Origin of the sequence: Anoxybacillus mongoliensis, from assembly GCF_014201515.1 — a bacterium.
Taxonomy (GTDB): Bacteria; Bacillota; Bacilli; order Bacillales; family Anoxybacillaceae; genus Anoxybacillus; species Anoxybacillus mongoliensis.
Genome location: NZ_JACHEQ010000001.1, coordinates 143,339 through 166,244 on the forward strand (window position 1 = coordinate 143,339; position 22,906 = coordinate 166,244).

The following is a 22,906-nucleotide window of genomic DNA, read 5'->3' on the forward strand; positions in this document are numbered from 1 at the left end:
TTGAAACAAAAAACATGGCGCAATCACGCCATGTTTTTATCGAAACATCATATCGTCTTTACGGGCGACGCCTGTTTTGTATGCTGCTTTCATGACGGCTTCACGCACACGTTCTGCGACTTTGTTGTTAAAGACGCTCGGGATAATGTACGTTTCGCTTAATTCTTCGTCGGTGACGACAGAGGCGATCGCTTGGGCGGCAGCGAGTTTCATTTCTTCGTTAATTTCGATGGCACGGCAGTCCAACGCTCCGCGGAAAATGCCTGGGAAACAAAGAACGTTATTAATTTGGTTCGGATAGTCGGAACGTCCTGTCGCCATGACACGAACGTACGGTTCGGCAAGCTCTGGATCAATCTCTGGAACAGGGTTTGCCATCGCAAATACGATTGGGTCTTTCGCCATCTTTTTCACATCTTCTACCGTTAAAATGCCTGGAGCAGATACGCCGATAAATACGTCCGCGCCGACGATGACATCCGAAAGTGAACCGCTTATATTTTCTGGGTTTGTCAGTTGCGCATATTCATTCCAATACGGATTGTCGTATTGCACCCCGCGATGAATCGCCCCTTGGCGATCGACGCCGATAATGTTTTTCACGCCGGCGGCAAGCAACATTTTTGTGCAGGCAATGCCTGCTGCACCAATGCCTGTTAATACAACTTTAATCTCTTCAATCTTTTTATCTACAATTTTTAATGCATTTAATAGCCCTGCGAGTAAAACGACAGCTGTGCCGTGTTGGTCGTCGTGGAAAACAGGAATGTCGAGCTCTTGTTTCAATCGCTCTTCAATTTCAAAACAACGCGGCGCAGCAATGTCTTCTAAATTAATGCCACCAAACGCAGGGGCGATCGCTTTGACGATTTGCACAATTTCATCCGTATCTTTCGTATCTAAACAAATCGGAAACGCATCGACGCCAGCGAGCTGTTTGAATAACATCGCCTTTCCTTCCATAACAGGCATCGCCGCATACGGTCCAATATCGCCAAGTCCTAATACAGCTGTTCCGTCTGAAATAACCGCGACTGTATTTCGTTTAATCGTTAACGAATACGCCTTTGTCGGATCTTCGGCAATCGCCGTACATACGCGCGCCACTCCCGGCGTGTACACGCGGGCTAAATCGTCACGCGTTTTAATCGGAATTTTTGATTTGACTTCAATTTTTCCACCGATATGCATTAAAAACGTGCGGTCAGAAACGTGAATCACTTTCACACCCGCTGTTTTTCGCAACGTATCGACGACAACGTCCGCATGTTTCGAGTCAAGGACGCTCACCGTAATGTCGCGCACCGTATGTGTTTTGCTTGAAGAAATGACGTCGATGCCGACAATATCTCCGCCTGCTTGTCCAATCGCTGTGGCAATATCGCTAAAAGAGACGACATTTTTCGCAAATTGTAGTCGAATCGTAATGTGCATGTTTGCTCCGCTTGACATGTTGTAACCTTCCTTTTCATCAATGTTTACCAGCAATGCCCGGACTTGTCATGGCATACGGGTCTAAAATATCATGTAATTGCTTTTCATTCAACAAATCGTACTCGATGCATAATTCACGCACCGATTTTCCCGTACGAAGCGCTTCTTTTGCGATGCGCGATGCCGCTTCATAGCCGATGTACGGATTGACGGCTGTGATGACGCCGATGCTGTTTTCGACATGTTGTTTCATTCGTTCTTCATTCGCCTCAATGCCAGCTAAACAATAATCTGTAAACACACGAAACACGTTGTCCATCATATGAAGCGACTGAAGCAAATTAAACACAAGTACGGGTTCCATTACATTTAACTCCAACTGTCCTGCTTCTGACGCTAAACAAATCGTTTGGTCGTTGCCAATCACTTGAAACGCCACTTGATTGACGACTTCCGCCATGACCGGATTTACTTTTCCAGGCATAATAGACGAGCCGGGTTGACGGGCAGGCAGCTTAATTTCTCCGAGCCCCGCACGCGGGCCTGACGCCATGAGACGAAGGTCGTTTGCGATTTTTGACATATTGATCATGCATATTTTTAAAGCGGCCGACACTTCCGTATAGGCATCCGTATTTTGCGTTGCATCAACGAGATGTTCGGCACGCACAAGCGGCAAGTTCGTCAACTGAACGAGATGAAAAATGACGCGCTCAATATATGCCGGATCGGCATTTAATCCCGTGCCTACCGCCGTTGCACCAATGTTCACTTCATATAAATGTTGACGCGACTGCGCGATGCGCTCTATATCGCGTTTCACAACGCGGCGGTATGCTTCAAATTCTTGCCCGAGACGAATCGGAACCGCATCTTGTAAATGCGTCCGCCCCATTTTAATGACATGATCAAACTGTTTCGCTTTTTCGGCGAACACATCGTGCATATGTTCCATCGTCTGAAGCAATTGGTTCACCATCTTTAACACCGCAATATGAATCGCTGTCGGAAAGACATCGTTTGTCGATTGTGACATGTTTACATGCGTATTTGGGCTAATGATGTGATAATTTCCTTTCCGTTCCCCTAGCCATTCAAGTGCGCGATTCGCGATCACTTCGTTCGTATTCATATTAATCGACGTGCCTGCGCCACCTTGAATCGGATCGACGATAAATTGATCATGCCATTGTCCTGCGATGATTTCTTCCGCTGCTTTTACAATCGCTTCACCGATGCGCAGATCGAGCTGTCCTGTTTCCATATTCGCAAGCGCTGCGGCTTTTTTTACGATCGCCATCGCTTGAATAAGCTCCCGATGCAAACGGTAACCGGTAATCGGAAAATTTTCCGCAGCACGCATCGTTTGAATGCCGTAATACGCATCGTATGGAATTTCTTTTTCGCCAAGCAAATCTCGTTCAAGTCGTACGGCTTTTGTTTGCATCATTTACGCATCCCAACCTTCTTCATGTTTTTTTGTCATATCATTTGCGATTGGCGTCTCCATCATTTTTTTCACTTCAAGTACATTCGTCGTTTTTCCTAACGCCCACATGAGCTTCGGTACGATCGCTTCCGTATTCATATCTCCTGATAAAATGACCGTATTTTGCGCCACTTTTCGCCCGACTTCATATAATGTTAAATCTTCTCCTTCTTCTAAACATTGCGTTGTAATGACGACCGCCATACCATCGTCGATCAGTTCCTTTATTTTTGGTAACAAATTTCGTCCTTGAAACGGCACGCCGCCGCTACCGAAACTTTCAATAATGACGCCGCGATATAAATGGCGAATGTAATCGAATATTTCTGGTTTTGTCCCTGGATGAAGCTTCAATAAAAACACATCCGGGCAAAGTGATGAATCAAATTGCACATGCCCATTTGGTTGTTGGAGTTCATATTGGTAATCAATCGTTTCACCGTGAATGTAAGCAACATACGGGTGGTTAATGCTTTCAAACGCGTCGTAACTTTTCGTCCGCATTTTGACTGCTCTTGTGCCTAAAATGACGCGCCCATCGAAGACGACGAACACGCCGCCGACGTCTTCACACGCAAAACGAAGCGCATCGCGTATATTTTTTTTCGCATCCGTTTTCGGAAAACCGATCGGCACTTGTGAGCCAGTTAACACAATCGGTTTTTGGCTGTTTTGAAGCATATATGACAACGCAGCCGCCGTATAAGCCATCGTATCTGTCCCGTGTGTGACGACGAAACCGTCATAATTGTCATAATGTGTATAAATCGCCTTCGCAATATCGCGCCAATGTTCCGGTTGCATATTTGTGCTATCGATGTTCATTAAAATTTGACTATGTAACCGATACGGCTGATTTTCAATCGTAATATAGCTCGTCAATTCTTCCGCCGTCAGCTTCGGTGTCAGCCCTTCTTCACTCGGCACCGAAGCGATCGTGCCACCTGTCGCAAGCAACAAAATATTTTTCATCATCGTCACCTCAAATATGGCGATTTTAAGTCATCTATTGTATTCTTTGTGTCATGTAGTGTAAACTATAAATAAAATTGTTCGCGATTCGCGTACCTGTATTTCAATTATATGCAGAAAAAAAGAAAATAACAAGCACTTTTATTCGTTTCGCGAACGGAGCGAGAAGAACGATAAAGGAGAGAAACACGATGATTTCCAAACGATTGTCGGAGTTGAGAAAAAAGAAGCAATGGTCGTTACAATATATTGCGGATCAACTCAATATTGCGAAAAGCACGTACGCTGGCTATGAATCGGGATACCGACAGCCGTCACTCGAAGCAGTGAAAGAACTCGCCGTCTTGTTTGGCACAACAGCCGATTATTTGCTTGGGGTAACAGATAAAGAACATCCAACCATCGAGCTAACTCATCTCACATTTCATATGACCATAGACGGCGAACAGTTAACGGAAGACGAAATCATTCAACTGATTGCGTTCATTCGCGCCAAACGTGAGCTTGAGAAACATAAAAAATAGGCGTCACAAAACGCCTACTGAATCATCGCGACATCGCGCGCTAGCTGTTCAACGGATGCATACGGCACATCAAGTTGCAACATACGTCGCAACACGCCACGCGCTTCCTCCGATAGCGCCAATTCGTCTTCCCAGCTTTTTTCTTCTTCCTCTATCGGTTCATAAGCAGAATACAATACAAACAATAAAAAATGTCCGAGGGCGTATATGTCGCTTTTCACATCAATCGCTCGTCTAAGTCGTTGTTCAACCGTCAAAAACGGTTCATCTTGTTCATGTAAAAAACGCGCAAGCCCAAAATCAAGCACATATACAATCCCATCGCGAAAGACAATATTCGGAATGCGCAAATCGCGATGAACGATTTGTTTTGCGTGAATGTATCGAATGACAGGCAACACATCCGAAAGCAACGAAAATGCTTCTTTTTCCCCGTACGTTTGTTTTTTATCAAAAATGAGCGTCTCGATCGTATCCCCTTCTATATATTCCATAACAAGATGTGGAACGTTGTTTGTTTCAAACGAATCGTACAGTTTCGGAATTTGCGGATGATCGAGTTGCTTTAAAATGAGCGCTTCTCGTTCAAACGATGCACGCCGCTTTTTTTGTTTCGTGCGTTTCATTTGTTTTAACACGACACGCTCGCTCGTCTGTTCATCGCGCGCTACATACGTAACACCGTAACTTCCTTCTCCAAGCTTCGTTTCAATCACATACCGTCCATTCACGACTGTGCCTTCTTGATACGGCTTTTGAAACAAATGAATCATTAGCTGCTAAAAAAGCTTGAGAATAAGCTATGGCTATGATGTTTTTTCTTATAATGCTTATAGCCGTACTGTGATGGATGGCGATGCGGACGGTACGTATAACGATCGCTGCTACTGTAACGGGGCTTATGCATGTTTTTATTCAAAAGAAGGTCTAGTAACTTTTTAAGCATGAGAATCATTCCTTTCATGACAATTGACTTACTATACGATAGAGAATAAAAGAAGTTTCATCTTTTCACTTGCAAAATAGAAAAAATTTTATGAAAATACAAAAGAAGGGGGAATACATATGTTTCGTCACGGTGTTAAAGCAGGAATCGCGATTGCGATTGGATACGCACCTGTTGCGCTTACGTTCGGTTTGTTAGCAAAATCCACAGGGCTTTCCATCATCGAAACAACGCTCATGAGCATCATCGTATTTGCGGGGGCGGCACAATATATTTCGCTCAATTTGATTTCGCTTGGTACCGGGGCGTTTGAAATCATTTTCACGACATTTATTTTAAACATTCGTCATTTTTTAATGTCTGCTTCCCTGAACGAAAAGGTGGAACACGATGCACTTTGGAAAAAAGCGCTATACGCGTTCGGCATAACAGACGAAACGTTTTCTGTCGCTGCGATGAAAGAAGGAACGGTCTCTGCTTCGTATATGTTCGGACTCATTTTCATTTCCTACAGCAGTTGGGTCGTCAACTCCGCCATCGGCCATGTCGTTGGCGCTTATTTGCCAGAAAACGTACAATTAAGCTTATCTGTTGCCCTTTATGCGATGTTTGTCGGGCTGTTAGTTCCTGCCATCAAAACAGAACAAAAAGCGCTTTGGCTCGCAATCAGTTCTGGTCTCATCAACTGTATACTTTTATTATGGCTCCACGTTCCAAAAGGATGGGCGATCGTTATTTCGACGATTTTGTCGGCGATATTCGTTCAATGGGCGATGGAAAGAAGAAAGGAGACAACGTATGCGCAGTAACATTTTTTTCATCATTCTCGGCATGGGCATCGTCACATACATTCCGCGCATGCTACCGTTGACTGTTTTTCACCGTATCGACTTACCGCCTTTTTGGCGCGGTGTATTGCGAAATGTTCCATACGCCACACTCGGCGCTTTAATTATTCCGGGTATGTTTCTCATTCAAGACGATCTTTGGTTTGGCATGCTTGGCTTTTTTAGCGCTGTCGTTGTCTCTTGGCTCGGCGCTAACGTCATGATCGTCGTTTTCGTATGTGTGCTTGTTTTAACGGTGTATACAATGTTGTAAAAGCCCTTGCGCATGCACAAGGGCTCATTGTTATACATCCGATGGCTTCCTCTCAAACACCGCAACAATAACTCCAACGATAATGAATGCTCCACCAATCCAAAACGAAACATGTAATTGTTCATGTAAAAACAGCCAGCCGAACAGCGAGCCAACAAGTGGCTGAAAAAAGAAAAAGAGCGATCCGACACTAGCATCCATCATTTCCATCCCTTTATTCCAAAGAAAAAACGCCCCTGCGGTTGACACAACACCGAGATAAATGACCCCAAGCACAACGGGAAACGAAAAAGTTACAGACGCCACTTGCCACCATTCCCATACCATCAATGGCGTTGTGCCGATGAAAGCAACGAAAATCGCGTATGTCGTGATCACTAATACAGAAAGGCGCGCAGATGCAATTTTAACAAGCACCGATAAAAGCGCCCACGTCACCGCTGCTCCAACGAGTAACACGTTCCCGAAAAATGACGTCGTCTCTTCCCCACCAAATCCAACGACGACAACAACCCCTGCCGTCGCAAGCAAAAGCGCACTTAGTTTTCGTAACGTCATTGCTTCATTTAACATCCAACGAGCAAAAATGACGATGAAAGCAGGCGTTGCCGAAGTAATAAGTGAAGCGGTATGCGCATCAGACCATTTCGTGCCGACAAACTGCAACGAAATAGAAACGACATACCCAACGATTCCAATGGATATGATATGCTTCCAATTTTCTTTTTCTTTTGGCGTCGGAATGCGCTTTAGTCGTAAAATTGCCCATAACACAAAAAAAGCAATCGCATAACGAAGCCATACAAGCGTAAATGGCGGAACATAATCGAGCACATATTTACTCACGACATACATGCCACCCCAAATGCTCGCCGCAAGCGACAAATACAACGAACCGAAAAATGTTTGTTTCATCTTCTTTCCCCCGTCTTTTTTTCTTTTTTCTACAAGACGGAACGTGCGCTTGCCCCGTCTTAGAAGCAAGCTGCTGGTTGATCGTTTTCAAACAACATCGTTCTCCCCTCCTGTTCATTTGTTATTTCTTCATTGTATCAAATGTTTCGCCCGCTTTTACATATCACTTGGTTGTTTAAATCATATTTTTACTAGTTCATCATCAAAAGATGTACTTGCGCCAGCCATTAAAGAATCAACTCTTTGATAGGACTAGTTTTTTGCTATGTTGAACCGTTTACTGGACTCATTTTTCTTGTGGATTTAATGACAAAAGTAAGCAAACAAAATGCCAATTTGACTCACAACTTCCGCAATTAAAATAAAAACGACCAACTTACTAATTTCGTTTTTTCGACACCTGATCAACTAAAATTAGCTTTTCAACAATTATCAAGAAACTTTAAAGTAAAAAATAACCCTTTCTGAAAGAGAAAGGATTATGTCAAGTCAGATATGTTTCTATTTTCGCTAGGCATTCATCAATTATTTTATCTATTTCTTCAATTTGTGCATCTTCTGGATTATACTTCTTTAAAATTTTTAGATTACGAGCTTTCCAATCCAATGATTTAATTTGATCAGTTAAAACTACCCCTGTTATTGAATAGCCATCGCCACCAAGAGATATTCCTTCTTTTGGTAAATCCACTTCGAAAGGGTAACCCTTCTTTTGAGTGGTAATCGGACAAACAGCTATAAATCCTGTTGCTTGATTGAATTCTTTAGGCGATAAAACAATCGCATTCCTTCTCCCAGCCTGCTCATGCCCAGCTTGTGGATTGAAGTTTAAAACAACGAAATCGCCTCTCTCTGGTACGTCTGCTGACATTAAATCAATTCACGCCCTTCTATACCGAAATCAATTTCTTCGTGTCGATTTTCAGGTGTAATCTGTGATATTAGTTCTTCCAGTGTGTATTTCTTCCGTGTTCTTTTTGGTTTTAATGTGATGATACCTTCATTTCCAATCACATTTAATTCTATTTCGGAACCTTGTTTAATCCCTATTTGATCAGCAACATCTTTTGGGATACGAATGCCCAAACTGTTTCCCCATTTTTGAGCAACAACTGTAGACATGTAGCCTCCTCCTTTACTTTGGTTTATTTTGCTTTCTAAATGTTCCTTTGAGTTCATTATATCACCCCCAACCAAAATGTATATACATAGTATATACGATCTTCCAAAAAATGATACACCTTATTTTTCTACAAAAAACAAAATAATCCCATTTGAGAGGGTTATTTGCAAGGTGTTGAAAAAGTATGTTATCAAGAAAAGATTTTTTAATCGTCTCTATAGCACGTCAAATAAAGAACATTGTAATGTAATCTTGTGTGTAAAAACAATTTTTACAAAAACAAAAGAAGGTGGAGCGCTGTGGGGTCCCCTTACTCCAACAACCGCTCCACTTCTTCTTCCGAAAGATCCGTAACGTTTGCAATATCTTTTACGCTCATCCCTTTTCTCGCCATCGTTTGTACAAGGCGCTTCATTCCTTCTTCTCTTCCCTTTTCCAACGCCTTTTGTTCGTACGAAATAATGAGTTCCAACACTCGTTCTTTTTCCTTCGTTTCCATTTCATTCACCTCGCTTCGTAGTCTTCGTTCTTCTTCGTCTGATAGTTTTACATATGTTTCAAAAAAGCCAAACAATAACCGTTGTTTCGCTTCGTCTAATTCCATTCGCACAAGCATGCGTAAAAATTGTTTTTTCAATTCTACCCGTTCACTTTCAGTATACCCCATTTTACTGATCAGTGCAGCGGCGATCGGGTTGTCTTGGCGAATGTAGTTGCGCCAGTTTTGTTTCCGAAGTTCCACAGTAAAAAAATGAAAGTCGAGGACGTTACCAAAAGGAAATTGGATGGTAAATGTAGATCGTTCGTCGCGGATCGTATCGTAGCTAAAGACGGCAATCGGTACAATATGTTTGCGGTATTTCTCAAACAAACGGCTAAAGTAAATAAACATGCGTTCGGGGAACGACGGTTGGACGTAGCTTTGATTTTCGATATGAACGATAATTAGGCTATCCTCCCCTTTCAATTTCGTTTCGACCAACAAATCAACGCGATATTTCTCCCCTGCCACTACATCGGTAAATAGCTCCTCCGACAAAAACGAGACGTGGCGAAAGTCAATATGCTCGTGCATCGTTGGAAAAAAGAGAACGATAAATTCCTCAAAAAACGTTTGGATCAACTCTTTAAACAAACGGTCGTGGTCAATGGACATACATTCACCTCACATACAGTTATTTCGATGTTTTTATTCGACAACATCGACCATTTTCCTGCATACGAAAACATTTGCGCCAGTCGGGAGAAGATGCTGAAGACAACGAAAAACCCCGAGCTCTCTAAAAGAACCCGGGGTTTGCGATGATTCCGACTGGGCTCGAACCAGCGACCTCCACCCTGTCAAGGTGGCGCTCTCCCAGCTGAGCTACGGAATCGTATGTTGTTGTCCTATCGAACACATTTTTCATTATACTTACCTTCTCCCACATTGTCAAATACTTTTTTAAAAAATTTTTTAGCCATCGCATATGCAATGGCTAATGGCGGATAAAGTCGATGTGAGTGCCTTGGAAAAAGCCATCTTTATATTCGTATGTGACGATTAAACTGCCGATATATTCGCCTTTTTTTCGTTCGAGAAGTAAAACAGCCTTCAGTTTTTGTTTGTCGAGCGCGTATTTTACAAAGCGATCGAACGTCACTTTCATCCCTTTTTCGCCTTGGCGATTGTACGGAATGAGTGCATGGACATGGTCGATAATCAGCTCTGTTCCTTCGTTCGTCTCTTTCATTTTCATGCTTTTTAAAACGACAATGCGCGGATCTTCGACGATCATTTCTTCTATGCCGTTTTCGCGATGGGCAAATACGTGCACTTCGTTTTTATACGTGCCGTTCCCGCGTGCTTTCACGAGAAAAACGACGACATCTTCTTTTCCATCGTCCGTCACGTCAACAGAATACAATTGCGGAATGGCTTTCGGATCGTTCACGTGTTCCCATTCCGGAAACGCATACGTCTGTTGACCGACGTGAAGCGTAAAATGGCGCACCCAATCTCCATCTTCTTTTCCACACAATTGCACGTTTGCTTCCTCTAATTTTTTCGTGCAAGCATGTCCATTGAACGAAAGCGCTGTCATAACCGATAATAATAATGATAAAAACATACGCGTCCTCCATACTTTTTCACTTAGTATGGAAGAAAAACAGAAAAATATGTATTGCCTTTATTAAATAAGACATGGTATGATAATTAGAAAAACAAAAAAGGGGGAATGCACGATGAGACGTGTCACATTAACTGACATCTTCCTTCACCCCATCACCCAAAAATATTTAAAACGTTCAGGCGTCGCGCACGCCATTGCGACCGCATATCATGCGTATCGCCTTGCCTTACAGTACGGTGTCAACGTCGACTTGGCAACAAAAGCGGCGTTGCTTCATGATATCGGTCACTATGAATGGTATTCTAATGGAACGTGGGACTATGAAACATATAAACAAAACGACATTCATGCGATTAAAGGGGCGGAGCGAGCGCATAAACTGCTTATTCGACTCGGTGAACATCCTCAGCAAGCGAAAGAAATTGCCCTCGCCATTTTGCTTCATACCGACTCGTATCTTCCAGAAGGAGAATTAAAACGAAAGCCGCTCCAGACGATCGTCAAACTTGCTGATGAGGCAGATGAAGAACCGGGTGGCAAACATCATTATCGCCAAATCGATGATGAACTTGCTTTGAAAAAAATCCAACAACTCGATCGCATGGTCGAGCAACAACTACAACGTGATGCCCTCGATCAAATTAGCTAAGGCTAGGTGGTGTGCCTAGCCTATACATATGATAACGCCTGTTCAAAGTCGGCAATCAAATCATCAATGGCTTCAAGTCCAACACTCATGCGCAACAAGCCGTCTGTAATGCCGCGACGGTGACGCTCTGCTTTCGGCATCGCCGCATGCGACATTTTTGCCGGGTACGATAAAATCGACTCAACTGCACCTAAACTGACCGCAAATACCGGAACGTGCGCATGTTTGACAAACGTCCGCACCGCTTGTTCATCTTCCAACTCAAACGACAACACCGCACCAAACCCTCGCGCTTGCTCACGATGAATGACGTGCCCGTCATGATGCGAAAGCCCCGGATAATACACGTGTGCCACTTTCGGATGACGATGTAAAAATTGCGCAAGCTGTATGGCTGAACGAGACGAATGTTCTAACCGAACGTGAAGCGTTTTTAACCCGCGCAACACGAGCCACGCATCTTGCACACCAAGCACCGCACCAAACGAATACTGCAGTTTCCGAAGCTCTTTTGCGAGACGCTCGTCTTTGACAACGGCTAGCCCCGCTACAACATCGCTATGCCCCGCTAAAAATTTCGTTGCGCTATGCAAAACGACATCGACACCGAGATCAAGCGGTCGCTGCAAAATAGGCGTCGCAAACGTATTATCTAAAAACGTCAAACAGCCATGTGCTTTCGCAAGCTTCACAACCCCGCGAATGTCCGTAATTTTCAAGAGCGGATTTGACGGCGTTTCCATATAAATGACTTTCGTATTCGGACGAATGTGACGTGCGACCGCATCTAAATCGGTCATATCAACAAACGTATGTTCAATGCCAAATCGGCTTAATACATCCGTGATGATGCGATATGTTCCGCCATATACGTCATCTGTAATTAACACATGATCTCCTTTTGACAACAACAAAAACGCCGTTGAAATCGCCGCCATGCCCGATGCGAACGCAAAACCGCTCACGCCTCCTTCTAGCTCCGCGATCGTTTCTTCAAGTGCCTCACGCGTCGGATTGCCCGAACGGCTGTAATCGTACTTTCCGAACGTATCAAAATCAAACTGATGAAACGTCGATGCATGATGAATCGGGACGCTCACCGCGCCCGTTTGCGCATCGATCTGCCATTTATTATGAACGAGTTGCGTTTGCACATCCATCCTCTACACCTCTTTCATGCGTTGAAACGCTTGTGTTAAATCGGCAATTAAATCATCCTCGTGTTCAATGCCGACAGAAAAACGTAACAGTCGATTACATACCCCATTGGCGATGCGAACATCCTCTGGAATATCCATATGCGTTTGCGTCGCTGGATACGTAATAAAACTTTCGACACCACCTAAACTTTCCGCAAACGTAATCAGTTTTAAGCTTCGTAAAAAGGCATTCACCCACCGTTCATCGCGCACGCGAAACGACAACATGCCTCCTCTCCCTGGATATAGCACATCTGTGACGTCTTCGTGTTTTGTTAAAAATTCGTAAATCGCTTTGGCGTTTTGTTCGTGCTGGCGCATGCGAAGCGCAAGCGTCTTCATGCCGCGAATTAACAGCCATGAATCAAATGGCGATAACACCGCACCGATCGCGTTATGATACATCGCCAATTGCTCACACAACGCTTTTCCTTTTGCGACAATGAGACCGGCAAGCACATCGTTATGCCCGCCTAAATATTTCGTCGCGCTATGAATGACGATGTCCGCCCCTTTTGTTAATGGCTTTTGTAACACAGGTGTGTAAAATGTATTATCGACAATGAGAAGGAGATGATGTTGTTTCGCAAACGCTGCCACCGCTTCAATGTCCGCTTCTTGCATGAGCGGATTTGTCGGCGTTTCTAAAAAAATCGCTTTCGTTTTGTCCGTCACATGTGCCTTCACCGCATCGAGATCGCGAAAATCGACGTATGTAAACGACAGCCCGTATTTCTTCCACCCTTTTTCAAATAGTCGATACGTTCCACCATATAAATCGGCCGAAACGAGAAAATGATCACCGCTTTCAAACAACGCAAATATCGTTTGAATTGCCGCCATCCCCGAGCTACATGCGAAGCCTTGATCCCCTTCCTCTAACTGCGCAATCGCCTCCTCGACAATATGTCTCGTCGGATTTCCTGTCCGAATGTAATCGTACCCTGTCGACTGTCCGATCCCTTCGTGCCGATACGCTGTTGAAAAATAGACAGGCGGGTTGACCGTTCCTGTCGTCGTTTCGCTTCGATTGCCAATTTGCGCTAATACTGTTTCCACATGACTCATTCGCCCTCTCCCTTTCTCAAAAAAATAAAAGCCTTCTAAGAAGAAGGCTTTCTGTCCATAGACAAACGCTTCTTCTTATCTTCCGAATTGAACACCAATCCGCTGGATTTAGCACCTGACCGCTTTCGGCTGGTTGCTGAAGGTTCATCGGGCCAGTCCCTCCCCTTCTCTTGATAAGAATGCACATGCATATTGAATTTTCTGATTTTTAACTAATGTACATGATTTTCAAAAAAAATGCAACTTTTTTCTTCACTAAAAGTTGCGCTTGATTTTTTCGCAACATGTCTCCCTCCCGCTTGTAAGGAAAAATCAGTGAATCAATGATTTTTGCAAATCCTTGTCTAGGAGAGCATATCGCTTGTCAAGCACATGTTGTGATGATGCACCCCTTTTTTATATAAAAAATAACAGATAAGTCTTATCTGATATAACGGAACGCATACCTCCTTATATAGGAATATGGCAAACCTTATTTTTTACAATAATGTGAATTATATAGAATTTCGGACTATAAATCATGTAAAATATATCTCAAATTATAATTACTAGGAGGTATTCCAATTGAAAAAAATTCTTACTCTTACAATATTTCTGACTAATATTTTTGTATTCGGGTTTTACGAGTCTTTTTCATATGCATCAGAACTATCTGTTACAGAAGAAACAGAAAACGAAAAAGAGATTGCCGTTCAGTTCGATTTGTCTAATCAAGAAAAACATGAGATAAGTATCGTCGATGAATTAGGGAAAGAAATAACCTTTATCGTTGAGCCCTTTATTTTATCGGAAAGGATGAATTATGACAAAGTAAGTGTATTTTCGTATCAACATCTTTTTCCATATGGGAAGTCTACTTACCAAGTAAAAGCAACAACCCCTTATATGGGAATTAGTTATTTTATTGATGTTAACATTCCTAACAATATCGAACAATCTCAAATTATTAAAACTTATTCCTATGATTATTGGATTATCGGCGGAACTCTGAATAACATTACTTTGAATCATACGGATAAAACAGCTAAGTTTTCTGCTGATGTATCATGGTTGGGAGGACTTGGTGGAGCAAATGTTTATGTTAAGGCAATTTTATCTGGGAATCTGCTTACTATAAGTACAAGAATGTAGGACGATTAATAAATGTTCACTAGCTCTAAGAATGATTTTTATTATTTAATTGAAAACTAATTACTAAGGACGGAGAGCAATGGGATACTTTTCACTTGTAACTATTATTATTTTTGCATTTTCACTATTTTTTCTTTTGAAATGTGCTTATCAGCTAAAAAAAAATAGCGATATACAAATTAAACAAAACGAACACATTATCCAATTACTAATAGAACAAAATCATAAAAAGAGATAATATCAATACTTCAAATTCTGCATTCAAATCATTACAGTTTCCTATGAACAAAATACACAGATCCAATAGAACCGACAACACTGTGTCAATAGCTTTTCGGTTTTGAAGTTGAGTACTCAAGACAATTTGATGCACTTCACATTTTTTGTAGTTTGGCAGTGAAAAAGGGGACAAAAATTGTCCCCTATTTTCTTGCTGCAAGAGCATCGGCTTTTGTCGGATGGACGGTGCCGGCTGGATGTTGTGGCGGCGCATAAATGGAGTACAGCTTAAGCGGAACGTTCCCTATGTTGATCACATTATGCCACGTTCCTGCAGGCACAAAAATGGCAGAGCCATCCGTCACGCGTCTTTCAAACGTCAATTCGTTTTTCTTTTTGCCCATCCGCACAATCCCTTCGCCTTGTTCAATACGTAAAAATTGATCGACACCGCGATGAATTTCTACACCAATATCTTCCCCGACACGAAGGCTCATCAATGTCACTTGCAAATGAGGTCCGGTCCATAACGTCGTACGGAACATGTTGTTTCGTTTCGTCGCTTCTTCTATTTGTACGACAAACGGGTTCGGTCCGTAATCTTTCGTATGTTCTCGCGGAAACGGATAAGGCATGATCGGATATGGATACACAGGCATATACACAACATTCGGATAGTAATACATGATCTCACCTCTTTTTTCATATTCATCGCCATGTTATGCACAACTGCCCGACTATGCGCCTCACATGCAAAAATCGACAAATAGAATGGGGATATGGTAAAGTATGGAAAAAGGAGGCATGCCGATGTGGAACGAATTTAAGAAATTTGCTGTGCGGGGCAACGTCATCGACTTAGCTGTTGGGGTCATCATCGGTGGAGCATTTGGAAAAATCGTTTCTTCCCTCGTGAATGACATCATTATGCCACTTGTTGGTCTCATTTTAGGTGGCGTCGATTTTAGCGGATTATCTTGGAAAGTCGGTGAAGCAGAAGTCAAATACGGAGCTTTTATTCAAACCGTCGTTGACTTTTTCCTGATCGCTTTTTCGATTTTTCTATTTATTAAGCTGTTAAACAACGTGCACGAACGAATCAAAAAACAAGAAGAAACGAAACAAACCGCACCCACAATCACAAAAGAACAACAACTACTCACAGAAATTCGCGATTTATTAAAACAACAAAAAGACATGTTGTAACCCTTCACTCCTTGAAACAGTGGAGGGTTTTTTATGTTCAAAAACCATTTATCAGGATATAATATATATCATCATTTTCATTTTATTTTAACTTTATTTTCATTTCATTTGAACTTTTTATCCCATCCTTATACAATAAAGACAAGGAGGTGGGTCATGTGACAACCGTTATGGACCGCGAAAAAGCAAAATGTTGGGTAGAACGAATGAAAGCACAACTACATGGCGAAAAAGTAGAGGAACTTGCTTCTTTTTTAAAGTATTTAACAAACGTCTTACAACGAGTTGAACCTCACAAAACGGAACAGCTTATGTCACGCCTTCATCAACCGCAAAACGTAGACGAACTTGCTTCTTGTTTTGAACATCTTTGTGAATTAGTCATTGATGTAGGAGAAAATCATCATTTAACAAAAATGTATAAAACGAGCGAAGTAGCAAAATTTATGGGCGTCACCGTCGCTACTGTAAACAATTGGATTAAAGAAGGAAAAATTAAAGGGACGCATAAGGCGGGGAAAAACGCGCATGCCAAAATACCTGAAACAGCACTCTATATTACCTCATCGAACGAAGTGATGACGATTAAAGAAATTGCCTCCCTTTATGAAAAAGAACAAAAACAACATCTTGCACAAGCAGAAGAAAATGAGCTGCTGGAAACCATTCAATTTTTCAATAAAAAATATAACGGAACTTACTTTAAAACGTTGGCTAAAAAAGATGTTTTCACACCTGAAGAACAACGAGATGCTTCAGAGTGGACATATGCCTTAAAAAAGGTCGGTTTGTTTAATAAGTAAAGAACGAAAAAGAACCTCTGTTGCGAACAAACAAAGGCGAGGGAAAGGGAAAACAAAGCGATCATTCCCTAATCCACGCCAACCAGCCAACGTTTTTTCTTTTCTCGAGCGAGACTTTGCCGACGTTATTTTAGAAATTCGAGAAGGTGGCGCTGACGGGCGCCCTTCCACTAAAAATTGTGCCCGAAAAACGATCATCTTTCGCAATGACACGAAATTATACGTGATCGAATACAAAACTTCTGACGGTTGGATCGACTACTATTACTACGACTGGGTCACTTCAGATGGGAAAACGATTCTAAAATGGCATTCAGAGCCTCACAATGAAGATGAGCGGTATCAAACGACGACTGAGCCATACCATATTCATCTCCCTGCATCCGAGACATTACATAACATGTACCGACTAGCAAACTTTGAGCACCAAACATTACGAAGTATCATTGAATTTATTTTGTTATTCGACAAAGCTCTTCCTTCTTTTCAAAACTATACAGCAAAAAAGCCGTAAACCCATACGGATTTACGGCCTCCTTTTACGCATTCAACGCAGCTTCTTCCTCGTCGCGCAAGTTGTGGGCAAGGCGACCGGAGGCGCTTGCGGCAACGCTTGCGACTAAGTCGTCTAAAAACGTATGCACACCTTTGCCCCGTTTTGTATCAAGCTGTTTAATGATCCCTACTTTATTTTTATCCAAATGTCCAAACGTTGTCACGGCAATGCTTCCGTATCCGAGCACTGCCCCTAACGCTAACGTTTCATCGACGCCAAACAGCCCTTCGTCTGTTTCAACAATCATTTGAAGCGGTTCGGACAACATGCCGTTTTCTGCAAGTTTATCAAGCTCAATGCCAACTAAAATCGCATGTTGTACTTCGCGCTTTTGAAGCACTTTTTCGACACTTTCAATACATTCTGCCATCGTTAAATTTTTATTGTACGGGCTTTGCATTTCATATACAATCTCAGCAATCGCTGGAATCGTCACACCACGCTCCGTTAATAGCTGCAACGTTCTTTCATACACTTCTTTGCTTGATATACGCTTCATGTGTTATTCCCCCTCTCGTTCTCTCATTATATCACGCAACGACAAAAAATGCAGAAATGTGGTACGATAAGAAAGAACAACGTTGAAAGCGGAGGGCATCACATCGATAGCCCTTCGCCTCGAAAAAGACATATATAAGGATGGGAGAACATGCAAGAGTTAAAACTTCACAGCCAACATTTAGACGAGGAACTATCGTTGCGTGTGTATTGTTCAAAACCTGTCACACCGCTTTATAAACATCTCGTCATTATCGCGCAAGATGGGCAAGATTACTTTATGTTTGGCAAAATCGGACGCGTCATCGATGAGCTTCGTGTGCGTGCTGTCGTGATCGGCGTGCCGTATCGCGATGTATTCGATCGCTATGAAAAATATCATCCGAACGGAAAAAAACGAGAAGCGTACATGCGCTTTCTTGCGAACGAACTTGCGCCGCTCGTTGATGAACATTTTTCGACATATCAAATGGGGACAACGCGCATTCTCGTCGGCGATTCGCTCGCCGGAACGGTTTCGCTACTTACCGCAATGACATATCCGCATACGTTCGGAAAAGTCGTCATGCAGTCACCATACGTCAACGATGATGTCATAGCACATGTCCAATCATTTACCGATTGGCATTTGCTTGCGCTTTATCATTCGATCGGCGTACATGAGACAGAAGTGAAAACGACAGACGGAGCTGTCCGTAACTTTATTGAACCAAATCGTGCGCTGTCTCACGTCCTTCAAGCAAAACAAGTTCGCTATCATTATCACGAGTTTGACGGCGATCATTCATGGACATACTGGCAGCCAGATTTACCTATCGGATTAAAAAAAGTTATTGAAATGTAACAGTATTTTCCGAAAATTTGTTATAATATATAGATATAATGATGAAAGGAGGAAACGTCGCATGAAATGTGGTATCGCGATTTTTCCATCGAAAAAAATTCAAGATTTTGCAAATTCGTATCGCAAACGGTATGACTCTCATTACGCTTTAATCCCACCGCACATCACGTTAAAATATGCGTTTGATGTTGAAGAAGACAAACTTGAGGAACTCGTGCAACAACTTCGCAACGTCGCGCTTGAAACGGAACCGTTTTTGTTGCGCGTCACGAAATTTAGCTCGTTTTATCCTGTCAACAACGTTATTTATTTAAAAGTAGAAAAGACAGAACCACTCGTGACACTACATGAAAAATTACATCGTCCACCGTTCGTCGAACAAACAGACTATGCGTTCGTACCGCACATTACGATCGCACGTGATTTATCAAACGACGAGTATTCAGACGTATTCGGACGCTTCAACATGCAGTCTGTTCATTTTGAAGAACAAGTCGATCGCTTCCATCTGTTATATCAGCTTGAAAACGGATCATGGTCCGCATATGAAACATTTCATCTCGGAAAGGAATAATCATATGGACGTAAAATTCGGACAAGATGAAGCGCTTTGGCACGATGCCCTTTTCGTTCGCCGCGCTGTCTTTATTGACGAACAAGGCGTATCAGAAGAAGAAGAAATTGACGCATTCGAACAACAGTCCGTTCATTTCGTCATATACGATAACGACAAACCGATTGCCGCAGGTCGCTTCCGAACGATTGACGGCATTGGTAAAGTCGAACGCATTTGCGTCCTTCCAGCTTATCGCGGACGCGGCATCGGCAAGCACATCATGGAAGCGATCGAACAATACGCCAAACAGCACGTCTCAAAAGTAAAACTAAACGCCCAAACACATGCTGAACCGTTTTACAAACAGCTCGGCTATGAAACGGTATCCGACGTCTTTCTTGATGCAGGCATTCCACATGTGACGATGATCAAAACGATCGACATGCGATCATAACGGTCGCATGTTTTCTTTTTCGCTTCACATACTAACAAAAGAAGCGACAAAGAAAGGATATCGTTATGAACGAATTCGGACAAATTGCAGTCGAATTAATTGTCGGTTATATTGCCCTGTTTATTATGGCGAAAATACTCGGACGAACACAAATTACGCAAATTACACCGTTTGACTTTATTTCCGCCCTCGTTCTCGGAGAGCTTGTCGGCAATGGGCTATACGATGCCGAAGTTGGGCTTTCTAAAGTGCTATTTGCAATCGCACTTTGGGGACTGTTAATTTACGCAACAGAAATGATTACGCAAAAGAAAAAGGAGCTTCGCGAATTATTAGAAGGAAAACCGGTCATCGTCATTTCGAGAGGGAAAATTTTATATGAAGCGTTAAAACAAACGAAGCTCGATTTAAACCAACTACAACATTTACTCCGCGCTCGCAACGTCTTTTCCGTTCGTGAAGTGGAATACGCCATTTTAGAAACGGACGGAACGGTGAGCGTCATGAAAAAAGCCCCGTTCGAACAGCCAACGCGGCAAGACCAAAACATTTCTGCATCTGAAGCGACATTGCCTGTGACGGTCATTATCGACGGGGAAGTCGTTTGGGACAATTTACGCGAAAACGGTTGGGACGAACAATGGTTAAAAAAACATATTCGCCACGCTGGCTTTGAAAACTATACAGACATTTTATACGCCGAATGGCAAGACGGAAAAGGAATGCATGTGCAGGCATATTAACGTTTTTTCAACGAACGATCTTGAGGTCGTTTTTTCTTTTCGGGCGTTTGTTGTTTTTTCTCGTTTGTTGCTCGTTGTATGCTCGTTATACGCGGAACGGTGAGTGAAGTTGGACGAATCATAACAACACCTCCTTTGTTTATATATTCGCTCGCCAATGAAAAACTCCTTTTCTCTTACTGTATGATTTGTTAACATAGACGTTGACGTTAGACGAAGGAGTTTGACCGATGAACAAAGCGCGATATAACGGCAAGTTATTTGACATTCATACGTTACCACGAGAAAAATATGAGCTCGTTTACGAACAAAGTTTACGCAATAAATGGACGTGCCCGATGTGCGGTGGAATCGTTCGCTTTCATTTAGCGATTGAACATGCCCCGCACTTTTATCATGTTGCTCACCCTTGCATAAAAGAAGAACGAAAACGAGCGAATATCATCGCCATTCAGCCAAAACAACCGTTTCAAACGAAAGAAAAAAAACAAATGACCGTATGCGGCGTGTCGCTCGATGCCGACCAATACGAAGCGGTGCGCCACGTCGATGGACCGCTTCTCGTTCTAGCAGGTGCTGGAAGCGGGAAAACGCGCACGTTAACGGCGCGCGCCGCAGCCATGATCACCACGCATCACATCAAAGCAGCAAACATCATGATCGTCACTTTTACAACAAAAGCGGCGAAAGAGTTAGCGGAAAGACTTCAGTCGTACAATCTTGCTGGGATACCGACAATCGGAACGTTTCATAGTTTATTTTATCGTATGTTACAACATGCCGATCCGTTTCGTTGGCGTCATGAGCGGCTCATTCGCGACTGGCAAAAAGAAAAGATGATGAAAGAAATCGGGCGCGACATCGGCATTGATGAACGCGATTTTCCGTATGATGAAGCGATGCAACGCATTTCATATTGGAAAAATACGCTCACCCCCCTTCATGACATCGCGATCGAAAACGAATGGGACGAACGCGTCGTGCAATTGTATGTGCAATATGAAGAACGAAAACGGCAACTCGATGTATTTGATTTTGATGATATGTTATATGCGTGCTATGACATGTTGCGGACGGGTGAAAAACGATTACGACAATATCACGAACGGTTTCATTATTTTCTTATCGATGAATTTCAAGACATTAACAACGTGCAATATGAAACGATGAAACTGCTTGCATCCCATACGCATCACATTTGCGCCGTCGGCGATGACGATCAAGCGATTTATGCGTTTCGCGGCTCTGATTCATCGTTTATTCATCAATTTCAACAAGATTTTCCACATACAAAAATCGTAAAGTTAACGGAAAATTATCGTTCGCCACATCCGATCGTATCGCTTGCCAACAGCATTATTTCTAAAAGTCGCACGCGCATTCCGAAACAAATGAACGCCCAAACGGATAGCGCACATATGCCGATATGTTTCTTTCCGTACGATGAGGAAGAAGAAGCAACGATGATCGTATGCGACATACAAGAGCGAATGAAACAAGGTGCGAAACCGAGCGATATCGCCATTTTATGCCGAACGAACGCCGCGTCGCGCGCCGTCTTTGAACGGCTCGCTCAACTTTGCCTCCCGGTGACGACGGACGGAGAATCATTTTACAACCGTCGCATCGTGCGCTATTTGTTAAGCTTTCTTCAATTAAGCATCGATCCGAACAACGAACAAGCGCTTGCCGATGTGGCGACGGTGTTGTTTTTAAAACAAACGGTCATGAACGACTTAAAGGCGATCTCGATTTTACAAGACTGTTCGCTCGTGGAGGCGCTCGCTAAACTCGATCGTATCGCACCGTTTCAACAACAAAAATTGCGCACGATCGTTCCGCTATTTGCGAAAGTGAAAGAAATGAAGCCGCTTGAGGCGATCGATTTCATTGAAAAAGAAATGGGGTTTGGCGACTTTTTAAAAAAGCGCGGCAACGAAGGGAATGCGATAGAAAAAGGATCCGATGACGTACGCGATGTAAAAGTTGTCGCGCGCAAATTTAAAACGATCCAAGCGTTTCTTTCCCACGTTGAGCGCGCCAAAGCATACGCCAACACGACATGCGATGACGGCATTCAACTCATGACGATTCACCGTTCAAAGGGGTTAGAGTTTCCGATCGTCTATATTATCGGGGCCGTCGACGGACTATTGCCGCACGACTATGCGCTTGAGGCGTACCGAAACGGCGATGTCGCCCCGCTTGAAGAAGAGCGACGCCTTCTTTACGTCGCGATCACCCGCGCAAAAGAACGTCTTTTTATTTCCGTTCCGTCGATGCGCCGATTAAAAAAAGCAAACGCCTCGCGCTTGCTCCCTCTCCTTGAAACAAAAGCGAAAAGCCTCGTCTAAGACTTTTC

The 22,906-nt window shown here is 42.9% G+C and carries 28 protein-coding genes, 1 tRNA gene and 1 riboswitch; of the genes, 13 read left to right on the forward strand and 16 right to left on the reverse strand.

Going from position 1 to position 22,906, the window contains the following annotated elements; translation table 11 throughout:
- Positions 1-36: 36 nt before the first annotated feature.
- Genes HNR43_RS00705 through HNR43_RS00715 form a run of 3 tightly spaced genes read right to left on the reverse strand, consistent with a single transcriptional unit; the run spans position 37 to position 3,895 of the window.
- Entirely contained in the window at positions 37-1,452 is a 1,416-nt protein-coding gene (locus HNR43_RS00705) for an NAD-dependent malic enzyme (protein WP_183240264.1), read from the reverse strand.
- A gap of 19 nt (positions 1,453-1,471) precedes the next feature.
- Positions 1,472-2,884 carry an aspartate ammonia-lyase gene (gene aspA / locus HNR43_RS00710; protein ID WP_183240267.1) on the reverse strand — a complete coding sequence of 471 codons (1,413 nt, stop codon included), beginning with the start codon at positions 2,882-2,884 and terminating at the stop codon, positions 1,472-1,474.
- Positions 2,885-3,895, reverse strand: a complete 1,011-nt coding sequence (locus HNR43_RS00715; protein ID WP_183240772.1) for an asparaginase — start codon at positions 3,893-3,895, stop codon at positions 2,885-2,887.
- Between the two features lie 191 nt (positions 3,896-4,086).
- Here HNR43_RS00715 and HNR43_RS00720 point away from each other — a divergent pair, with 191 nt between their 5' ends.
- Positions 4,087-4,419, forward strand: a complete 333-nt coding sequence (locus HNR43_RS00720; protein ID WP_183240269.1) for a helix-turn-helix domain-containing protein — start codon at positions 4,087-4,089, stop codon at positions 4,417-4,419.
- A 14-nt stretch (positions 4,420-4,433) separates the two neighbouring features.
- On the opposite strand, the gene HNR43_RS00725 is transcribed toward HNR43_RS00720, so the two are convergent.
- Together HNR43_RS00725 and HNR43_RS00730 are read right to left on the reverse strand one after the other, a co-directional pair.
- Entirely contained in the window at positions 4,434-5,192 is a 759-nt protein-coding gene (locus HNR43_RS00725) for a serine/threonine protein kinase (RefSeq protein ID WP_183240272.1), read from the reverse strand.
- The gene (locus HNR43_RS00730) at positions 5,192-5,365 is read right to left on the reverse strand and encodes a hypothetical protein (protein WP_183240274.1); all 174 of its coding nucleotides are present in this window, start codon (positions 5,363-5,365) and stop codon (positions 5,192-5,194) included. The genes HNR43_RS00725 and HNR43_RS00730 overlap by 1 nt, the downstream gene beginning before the upstream one ends.
- Positions 5,366-5,484: 119 nt before the next feature.
- Between HNR43_RS00730 and HNR43_RS00735 the strand changes: the two genes are divergently transcribed.
- Together HNR43_RS00735 and HNR43_RS00740 are read left to right on the forward strand one after the other, a co-directional pair.
- The gene (locus tag HNR43_RS00735; protein ID WP_183240276.1) at positions 5,485-6,174 is read left to right on the forward strand and encodes an AzlC family ABC transporter permease; all 690 of its coding nucleotides are present in this window, start codon (positions 5,485-5,487) and stop codon (positions 6,172-6,174) included.
- Complete coding sequence (locus tag HNR43_RS00740; protein WP_183240278.1) at positions 6,164-6,466, forward strand: AzlD domain-containing protein; 303 nt, start codon at positions 6,164-6,166, stop codon at positions 6,464-6,466. The genes HNR43_RS00735 and HNR43_RS00740 overlap by 11 nt, the downstream gene beginning before the upstream one ends.
- 30 nt (positions 6,467-6,496) lie before the next feature.
- Here HNR43_RS00740 and HNR43_RS00745 read toward each other — a convergent pair whose 3' ends face one another.
- The 6 genes from HNR43_RS00745 to HNR43_RS00770 form a co-directional block, all read right to left on the reverse strand.
- A complete protein-coding gene (locus tag HNR43_RS00745) occupies positions 6,497-7,381 on the reverse strand; it encodes a DMT family transporter (protein ID WP_183240280.1) in 885 nt (294 codons plus the stop codon).
- Positions 7,382-7,865: 484 nt separating this feature from the next.
- Positions 7,866-8,252, reverse strand: coding sequence for a type II toxin-antitoxin system PemK/MazF family toxin (locus HNR43_RS00750; RefSeq protein WP_183240283.1), 387 nt, complete (start codon positions 8,250-8,252; stop codon positions 7,866-7,868).
- Entirely contained in the window at positions 8,252-8,560 is a 309-nt protein-coding gene (locus HNR43_RS00755; protein WP_183240285.1) for an AbrB/MazE/SpoVT family DNA-binding domain-containing protein, read from the reverse strand. The genes HNR43_RS00750 and HNR43_RS00755 overlap by 1 nt, the downstream gene beginning before the upstream one ends.
- 254 nt (positions 8,561-8,814) lie before the next feature.
- Positions 8,815-9,660: an Rpn family recombination-promoting nuclease/putative transposase gene (locus tag HNR43_RS00760; protein ID WP_183240288.1), complete on the reverse strand. Its 846-nt coding sequence runs from the start codon at positions 9,658-9,660 to the stop codon at positions 8,815-8,817.
- Positions 9,661-9,807: 147 nt separating this feature from the next.
- Positions 9,808-9,880, reverse strand: a tRNA-Val gene (locus HNR43_RS00765).
- Between the two features lie 102 nt (positions 9,881-9,982).
- Complete coding sequence (locus HNR43_RS00770) at positions 9,983-10,615, reverse strand: hypothetical protein (protein WP_183240290.1); 633 nt, start codon at positions 10,613-10,615, stop codon at positions 9,983-9,985.
- Between the two features lie 115 nt (positions 10,616-10,730).
- Between HNR43_RS00770 and HNR43_RS00775 the strand changes: the two genes are divergently transcribed.
- Entirely contained in the window at positions 10,731-11,267 is a 537-nt protein-coding gene (locus HNR43_RS00775) for an HD domain-containing protein (RefSeq protein WP_183240292.1), read from the forward strand.
- 20 nt (positions 11,268-11,287) lie between these two features.
- Here the strand turns inward: HNR43_RS00775 and metC are convergent, their stop codons facing one another.
- The gene (gene metC / locus HNR43_RS00780; RefSeq protein ID WP_183240295.1) at positions 11,288-12,427 is read right to left on the reverse strand and encodes a cystathionine beta-lyase; all 1,140 of its coding nucleotides are present in this window, start codon (positions 12,425-12,427) and stop codon (positions 11,288-11,290) included.
- Between the two features lie 3 nt (positions 12,428-12,430).
- Positions 12,431-13,534, reverse strand: a complete 1,104-nt coding sequence (locus HNR43_RS00785; protein ID WP_183240297.1) for a methionine biosynthesis PLP-dependent protein — start codon at positions 13,532-13,534, stop codon at positions 12,431-12,433.
- Between the two features lie 72 nt (positions 13,535-13,606).
- A riboswitch (SAM riboswitch) is annotated at positions 13,607-13,714 on the reverse strand.
- Positions 13,715-14,098: 384 nt separating this feature from the next.
- Between HNR43_RS00785 and HNR43_RS00790 the strand changes: the two genes are divergently transcribed.
- Positions 14,099-14,665 (forward strand): DUF5626 family protein, encoded by a 567-nt coding sequence (locus tag HNR43_RS00790; RefSeq protein ID WP_183240300.1) that lies wholly within the window; start codon positions 14,099-14,101, stop codon positions 14,663-14,665.
- Between the two features lie 422 nt (positions 14,666-15,087).
- Here the strand turns inward: HNR43_RS00790 and HNR43_RS00795 are convergent, their stop codons facing one another.
- Positions 15,088-15,543, reverse strand: a complete 456-nt coding sequence (locus HNR43_RS00795; protein ID WP_246346209.1) for a cupin domain-containing protein — start codon at positions 15,541-15,543, stop codon at positions 15,088-15,090.
- A 151-nt stretch (positions 15,544-15,694) separates the two neighbouring features.
- Between HNR43_RS00795 and mscL the strand changes: the two genes are divergently transcribed.
- From mscL to HNR43_RS14100, 3 genes are all read left to right on the forward strand, one after another.
- Positions 15,695-16,090 (forward strand): large conductance mechanosensitive channel protein MscL, encoded by a 396-nt coding sequence (gene mscL / locus HNR43_RS00800; RefSeq protein ID WP_183240304.1) that lies wholly within the window; start codon positions 15,695-15,697, stop codon positions 16,088-16,090.
- A 158-nt stretch (positions 16,091-16,248) separates the two neighbouring features.
- Positions 16,249-16,893 carry a helix-turn-helix domain-containing protein gene (locus tag HNR43_RS00805; RefSeq protein ID WP_183240307.1) on the forward strand — a complete coding sequence of 215 codons (645 nt, stop codon included), beginning with the start codon at positions 16,249-16,251 and terminating at the stop codon, positions 16,891-16,893.
- 136 nt (positions 16,894-17,029) lie between these two features.
- Positions 17,030-17,407, forward strand: a complete 378-nt coding sequence (locus HNR43_RS14100; RefSeq protein ID WP_484477013.1) for a toxin-antitoxin system TumE family protein — start codon at positions 17,030-17,032, stop codon at positions 17,405-17,407.
- A 25-nt stretch (positions 17,408-17,432) separates the two neighbouring features.
- Here the strand turns inward: HNR43_RS14100 and HNR43_RS00815 are convergent, their stop codons facing one another.
- On the reverse strand, positions 17,433-17,948 hold the full coding sequence (locus tag HNR43_RS00815; protein WP_183240309.1) for a phosphatidylglycerophosphatase A family protein: 516 nt from the start codon (positions 17,946-17,948) through the stop codon (positions 17,433-17,435).
- 150 nt (positions 17,949-18,098) lie between these two features.
- On the opposite strand from HNR43_RS00815, the gene HNR43_RS00820 reads away from it, so the two are divergent.
- The 4 genes from HNR43_RS00820 (at position 18,099) to HNR43_RS00835 (ending at position 20,544) form a co-directional block, all read left to right on the forward strand.
- Positions 18,099-18,791 carry an alpha/beta hydrolase-fold protein gene (locus tag HNR43_RS00820; RefSeq protein WP_183240312.1) on the forward strand — a complete coding sequence of 231 codons (693 nt, stop codon included), beginning with the start codon at positions 18,099-18,101 and terminating at the stop codon, positions 18,789-18,791.
- 61 nt (positions 18,792-18,852) lie between these two features.
- A complete protein-coding gene (locus HNR43_RS00825; protein ID WP_183240314.1) occupies positions 18,853-19,365 on the forward strand; it encodes a YjcG family protein in 513 nt (170 codons plus the stop codon).
- A 4-nt stretch (positions 19,366-19,369) separates the two neighbouring features.
- Positions 19,370-19,801, forward strand: a complete 432-nt coding sequence (locus HNR43_RS00830; protein WP_183240317.1) for a GNAT family N-acetyltransferase — start codon at positions 19,370-19,372, stop codon at positions 19,799-19,801.
- Between the two features lie 65 nt (positions 19,802-19,866).
- A complete protein-coding gene (locus HNR43_RS00835) occupies positions 19,867-20,544 on the forward strand; it encodes a DUF421 domain-containing protein (RefSeq protein WP_183240319.1) in 678 nt (225 codons plus the stop codon).
- Here the strand turns inward: HNR43_RS00835 and HNR43_RS14235 are convergent.
- Positions 20,541-20,666 (reverse strand): hypothetical protein, encoded by a 126-nt coding sequence (locus HNR43_RS14235; RefSeq protein ID WP_281380305.1) that lies wholly within the window; start codon positions 20,664-20,666, stop codon positions 20,541-20,543. The genes HNR43_RS00835 and HNR43_RS14235 overlap by 4 nt on opposite strands.
- Before the next feature lie 108 nt (positions 20,667-20,774).
- Between HNR43_RS14235 and HNR43_RS00840 the strand changes: the two genes are divergently transcribed.
- Entirely contained in the window at positions 20,775-22,898 is a 2,124-nt protein-coding gene (locus tag HNR43_RS00840) for an ATP-dependent helicase (protein ID WP_183240321.1), read from the forward strand.
- Positions 22,899-22,906 lie beyond the last annotated feature (8 nt).

What these genes read in the sequence shown, in the direction of transcription:
- HNR43_RS00755 (WP_183240285.1), bottom strand. Translation starts at nt 8,560, where the DNA reads ATGAACTCAAAGGAACATTTAGAAAGCAAAATAAACCAAAGTAAAGGA.
- HNR43_RS00830 (WP_183240317.1), top strand. Translation starts at nt 19,370, where the DNA reads ATGGACGTAAAATTCGGACAAGATGAAGCGCTTTGGCACGATGCCCTT.
- HNR43_RS00785 (WP_183240297.1), bottom strand. Translation starts at nt 13,534, where the DNA reads ATGAGTCATGTGGAAACAGTATTAGCGCAAATTGGCAATCGAAGCGAA.
- HNR43_RS00720 (WP_183240269.1), top strand. Translation starts at nt 4,087, where the DNA reads ATGATTTCCAAACGATTGTCGGAGTTGAGAAAAAAGAAGCAATGGTCG.
- metC (WP_183240295.1), bottom strand. Translation starts at nt 12,427, where the DNA reads ATGGATGTGCAAACGCAACTCGTTCATAATAAATGGCAGATCGATGCG.
- mscL (WP_183240304.1), top strand. Translation starts at nt 15,695, where the DNA reads ATGTGGAACGAATTTAAGAAATTTGCTGTGCGGGGCAACGTCATCGAC.
- HNR43_RS00735 (WP_183240276.1), top strand. Translation starts at nt 5,485, where the DNA reads ATGTTTCGTCACGGTGTTAAAGCAGGAATCGCGATTGCGATTGGATAC.
- HNR43_RS00770 (WP_183240290.1), bottom strand. Translation starts at nt 10,615, where the DNA reads ATGTTTTTATCATTATTATTATCGGTTATGACAGCGCTTTCGTTCAAT.
- HNR43_RS00760 (WP_183240288.1), bottom strand. Translation starts at nt 9,660, where the DNA reads ATGTCCATTGACCACGACCGTTTGTTTAAAGAGTTGATCCAAACGTTT.
- HNR43_RS00750 (WP_183240283.1), bottom strand. Translation starts at nt 8,252, where the DNA reads ATGTCAGCAGACGTACCAGAGAGAGGCGATTTCGTTGTTTTAAACTTC.
- HNR43_RS00705 (WP_183240264.1), bottom strand. Translation starts at nt 1,452, where the DNA reads ATGTCAAGCGGAGCAAACATGCACATTACGATTCGACTACAATTTGCG.
- HNR43_RS00840 (WP_183240321.1), top strand. Translation starts at nt 20,775, where the DNA reads ATGAACAAAGCGCGATATAACGGCAAGTTATTTGACATTCATACGTTA.
- HNR43_RS00795 (WP_246346209.1), bottom strand. Translation starts at nt 15,543, where the DNA reads ATGCCTGTGTATCCATATCCGATCATGCCTTATCCGTTTCCGCGAGAA.
- HNR43_RS00730 (WP_183240274.1), bottom strand. Translation starts at nt 5,365, where the DNA reads ATGCTTAAAAAGTTACTAGACCTTCTTTTGAATAAAAACATGCATAAG.
- HNR43_RS00825 (WP_183240314.1), top strand. Translation starts at nt 18,853, where the DNA reads ATGAAATGTGGTATCGCGATTTTTCCATCGAAAAAAATTCAAGATTTT.
- HNR43_RS00835 (WP_183240319.1), top strand. Translation starts at nt 19,867, where the DNA reads ATGAACGAATTCGGACAAATTGCAGTCGAATTAATTGTCGGTTATATT.
- HNR43_RS00815 (WP_183240309.1), bottom strand. Translation starts at nt 17,948, where the DNA reads ATGAAGCGTATATCAAGCAAAGAAGTGTATGAAAGAACGTTGCAGCTA.
- HNR43_RS00745 (WP_183240280.1), bottom strand. Translation starts at nt 7,381, where the DNA reads ATGAAACAAACATTTTTCGGTTCGTTGTATTTGTCGCTTGCGGCGAGC.
- HNR43_RS14235 (WP_281380305.1), bottom strand. Translation starts at nt 20,666, where the DNA reads ATGATTCGTCCAACTTCACTCACCGTTCCGCGTATAACGAGCATACAA.
- HNR43_RS00740 (WP_183240278.1), top strand. Translation starts at nt 6,164, where the DNA reads ATGCGCAGTAACATTTTTTTCATCATTCTCGGCATGGGCATCGTCACA.
- HNR43_RS00820 (WP_183240312.1), top strand. Translation starts at nt 18,099, where the DNA reads ATGCAAGAGTTAAAACTTCACAGCCAACATTTAGACGAGGAACTATCG.
- HNR43_RS00715 (WP_183240772.1), bottom strand. Translation starts at nt 3,895, where the DNA reads ATGAAAAATATTTTGTTGCTTGCGACAGGTGGCACGATCGCTTCGGTG.
- aspA (WP_183240267.1), bottom strand. Translation starts at nt 2,884, where the DNA reads ATGATGCAAACAAAAGCCGTACGACTTGAACGAGATTTGCTTGGCGAA.
- HNR43_RS00725 (WP_183240272.1), bottom strand. Translation starts at nt 5,192, where the DNA reads ATGATTCATTTGTTTCAAAAGCCGTATCAAGAAGGCACAGTCGTGAAT.
- HNR43_RS00775 (WP_183240292.1), top strand. Translation starts at nt 10,731, where the DNA reads ATGAGACGTGTCACATTAACTGACATCTTCCTTCACCCCATCACCCAA.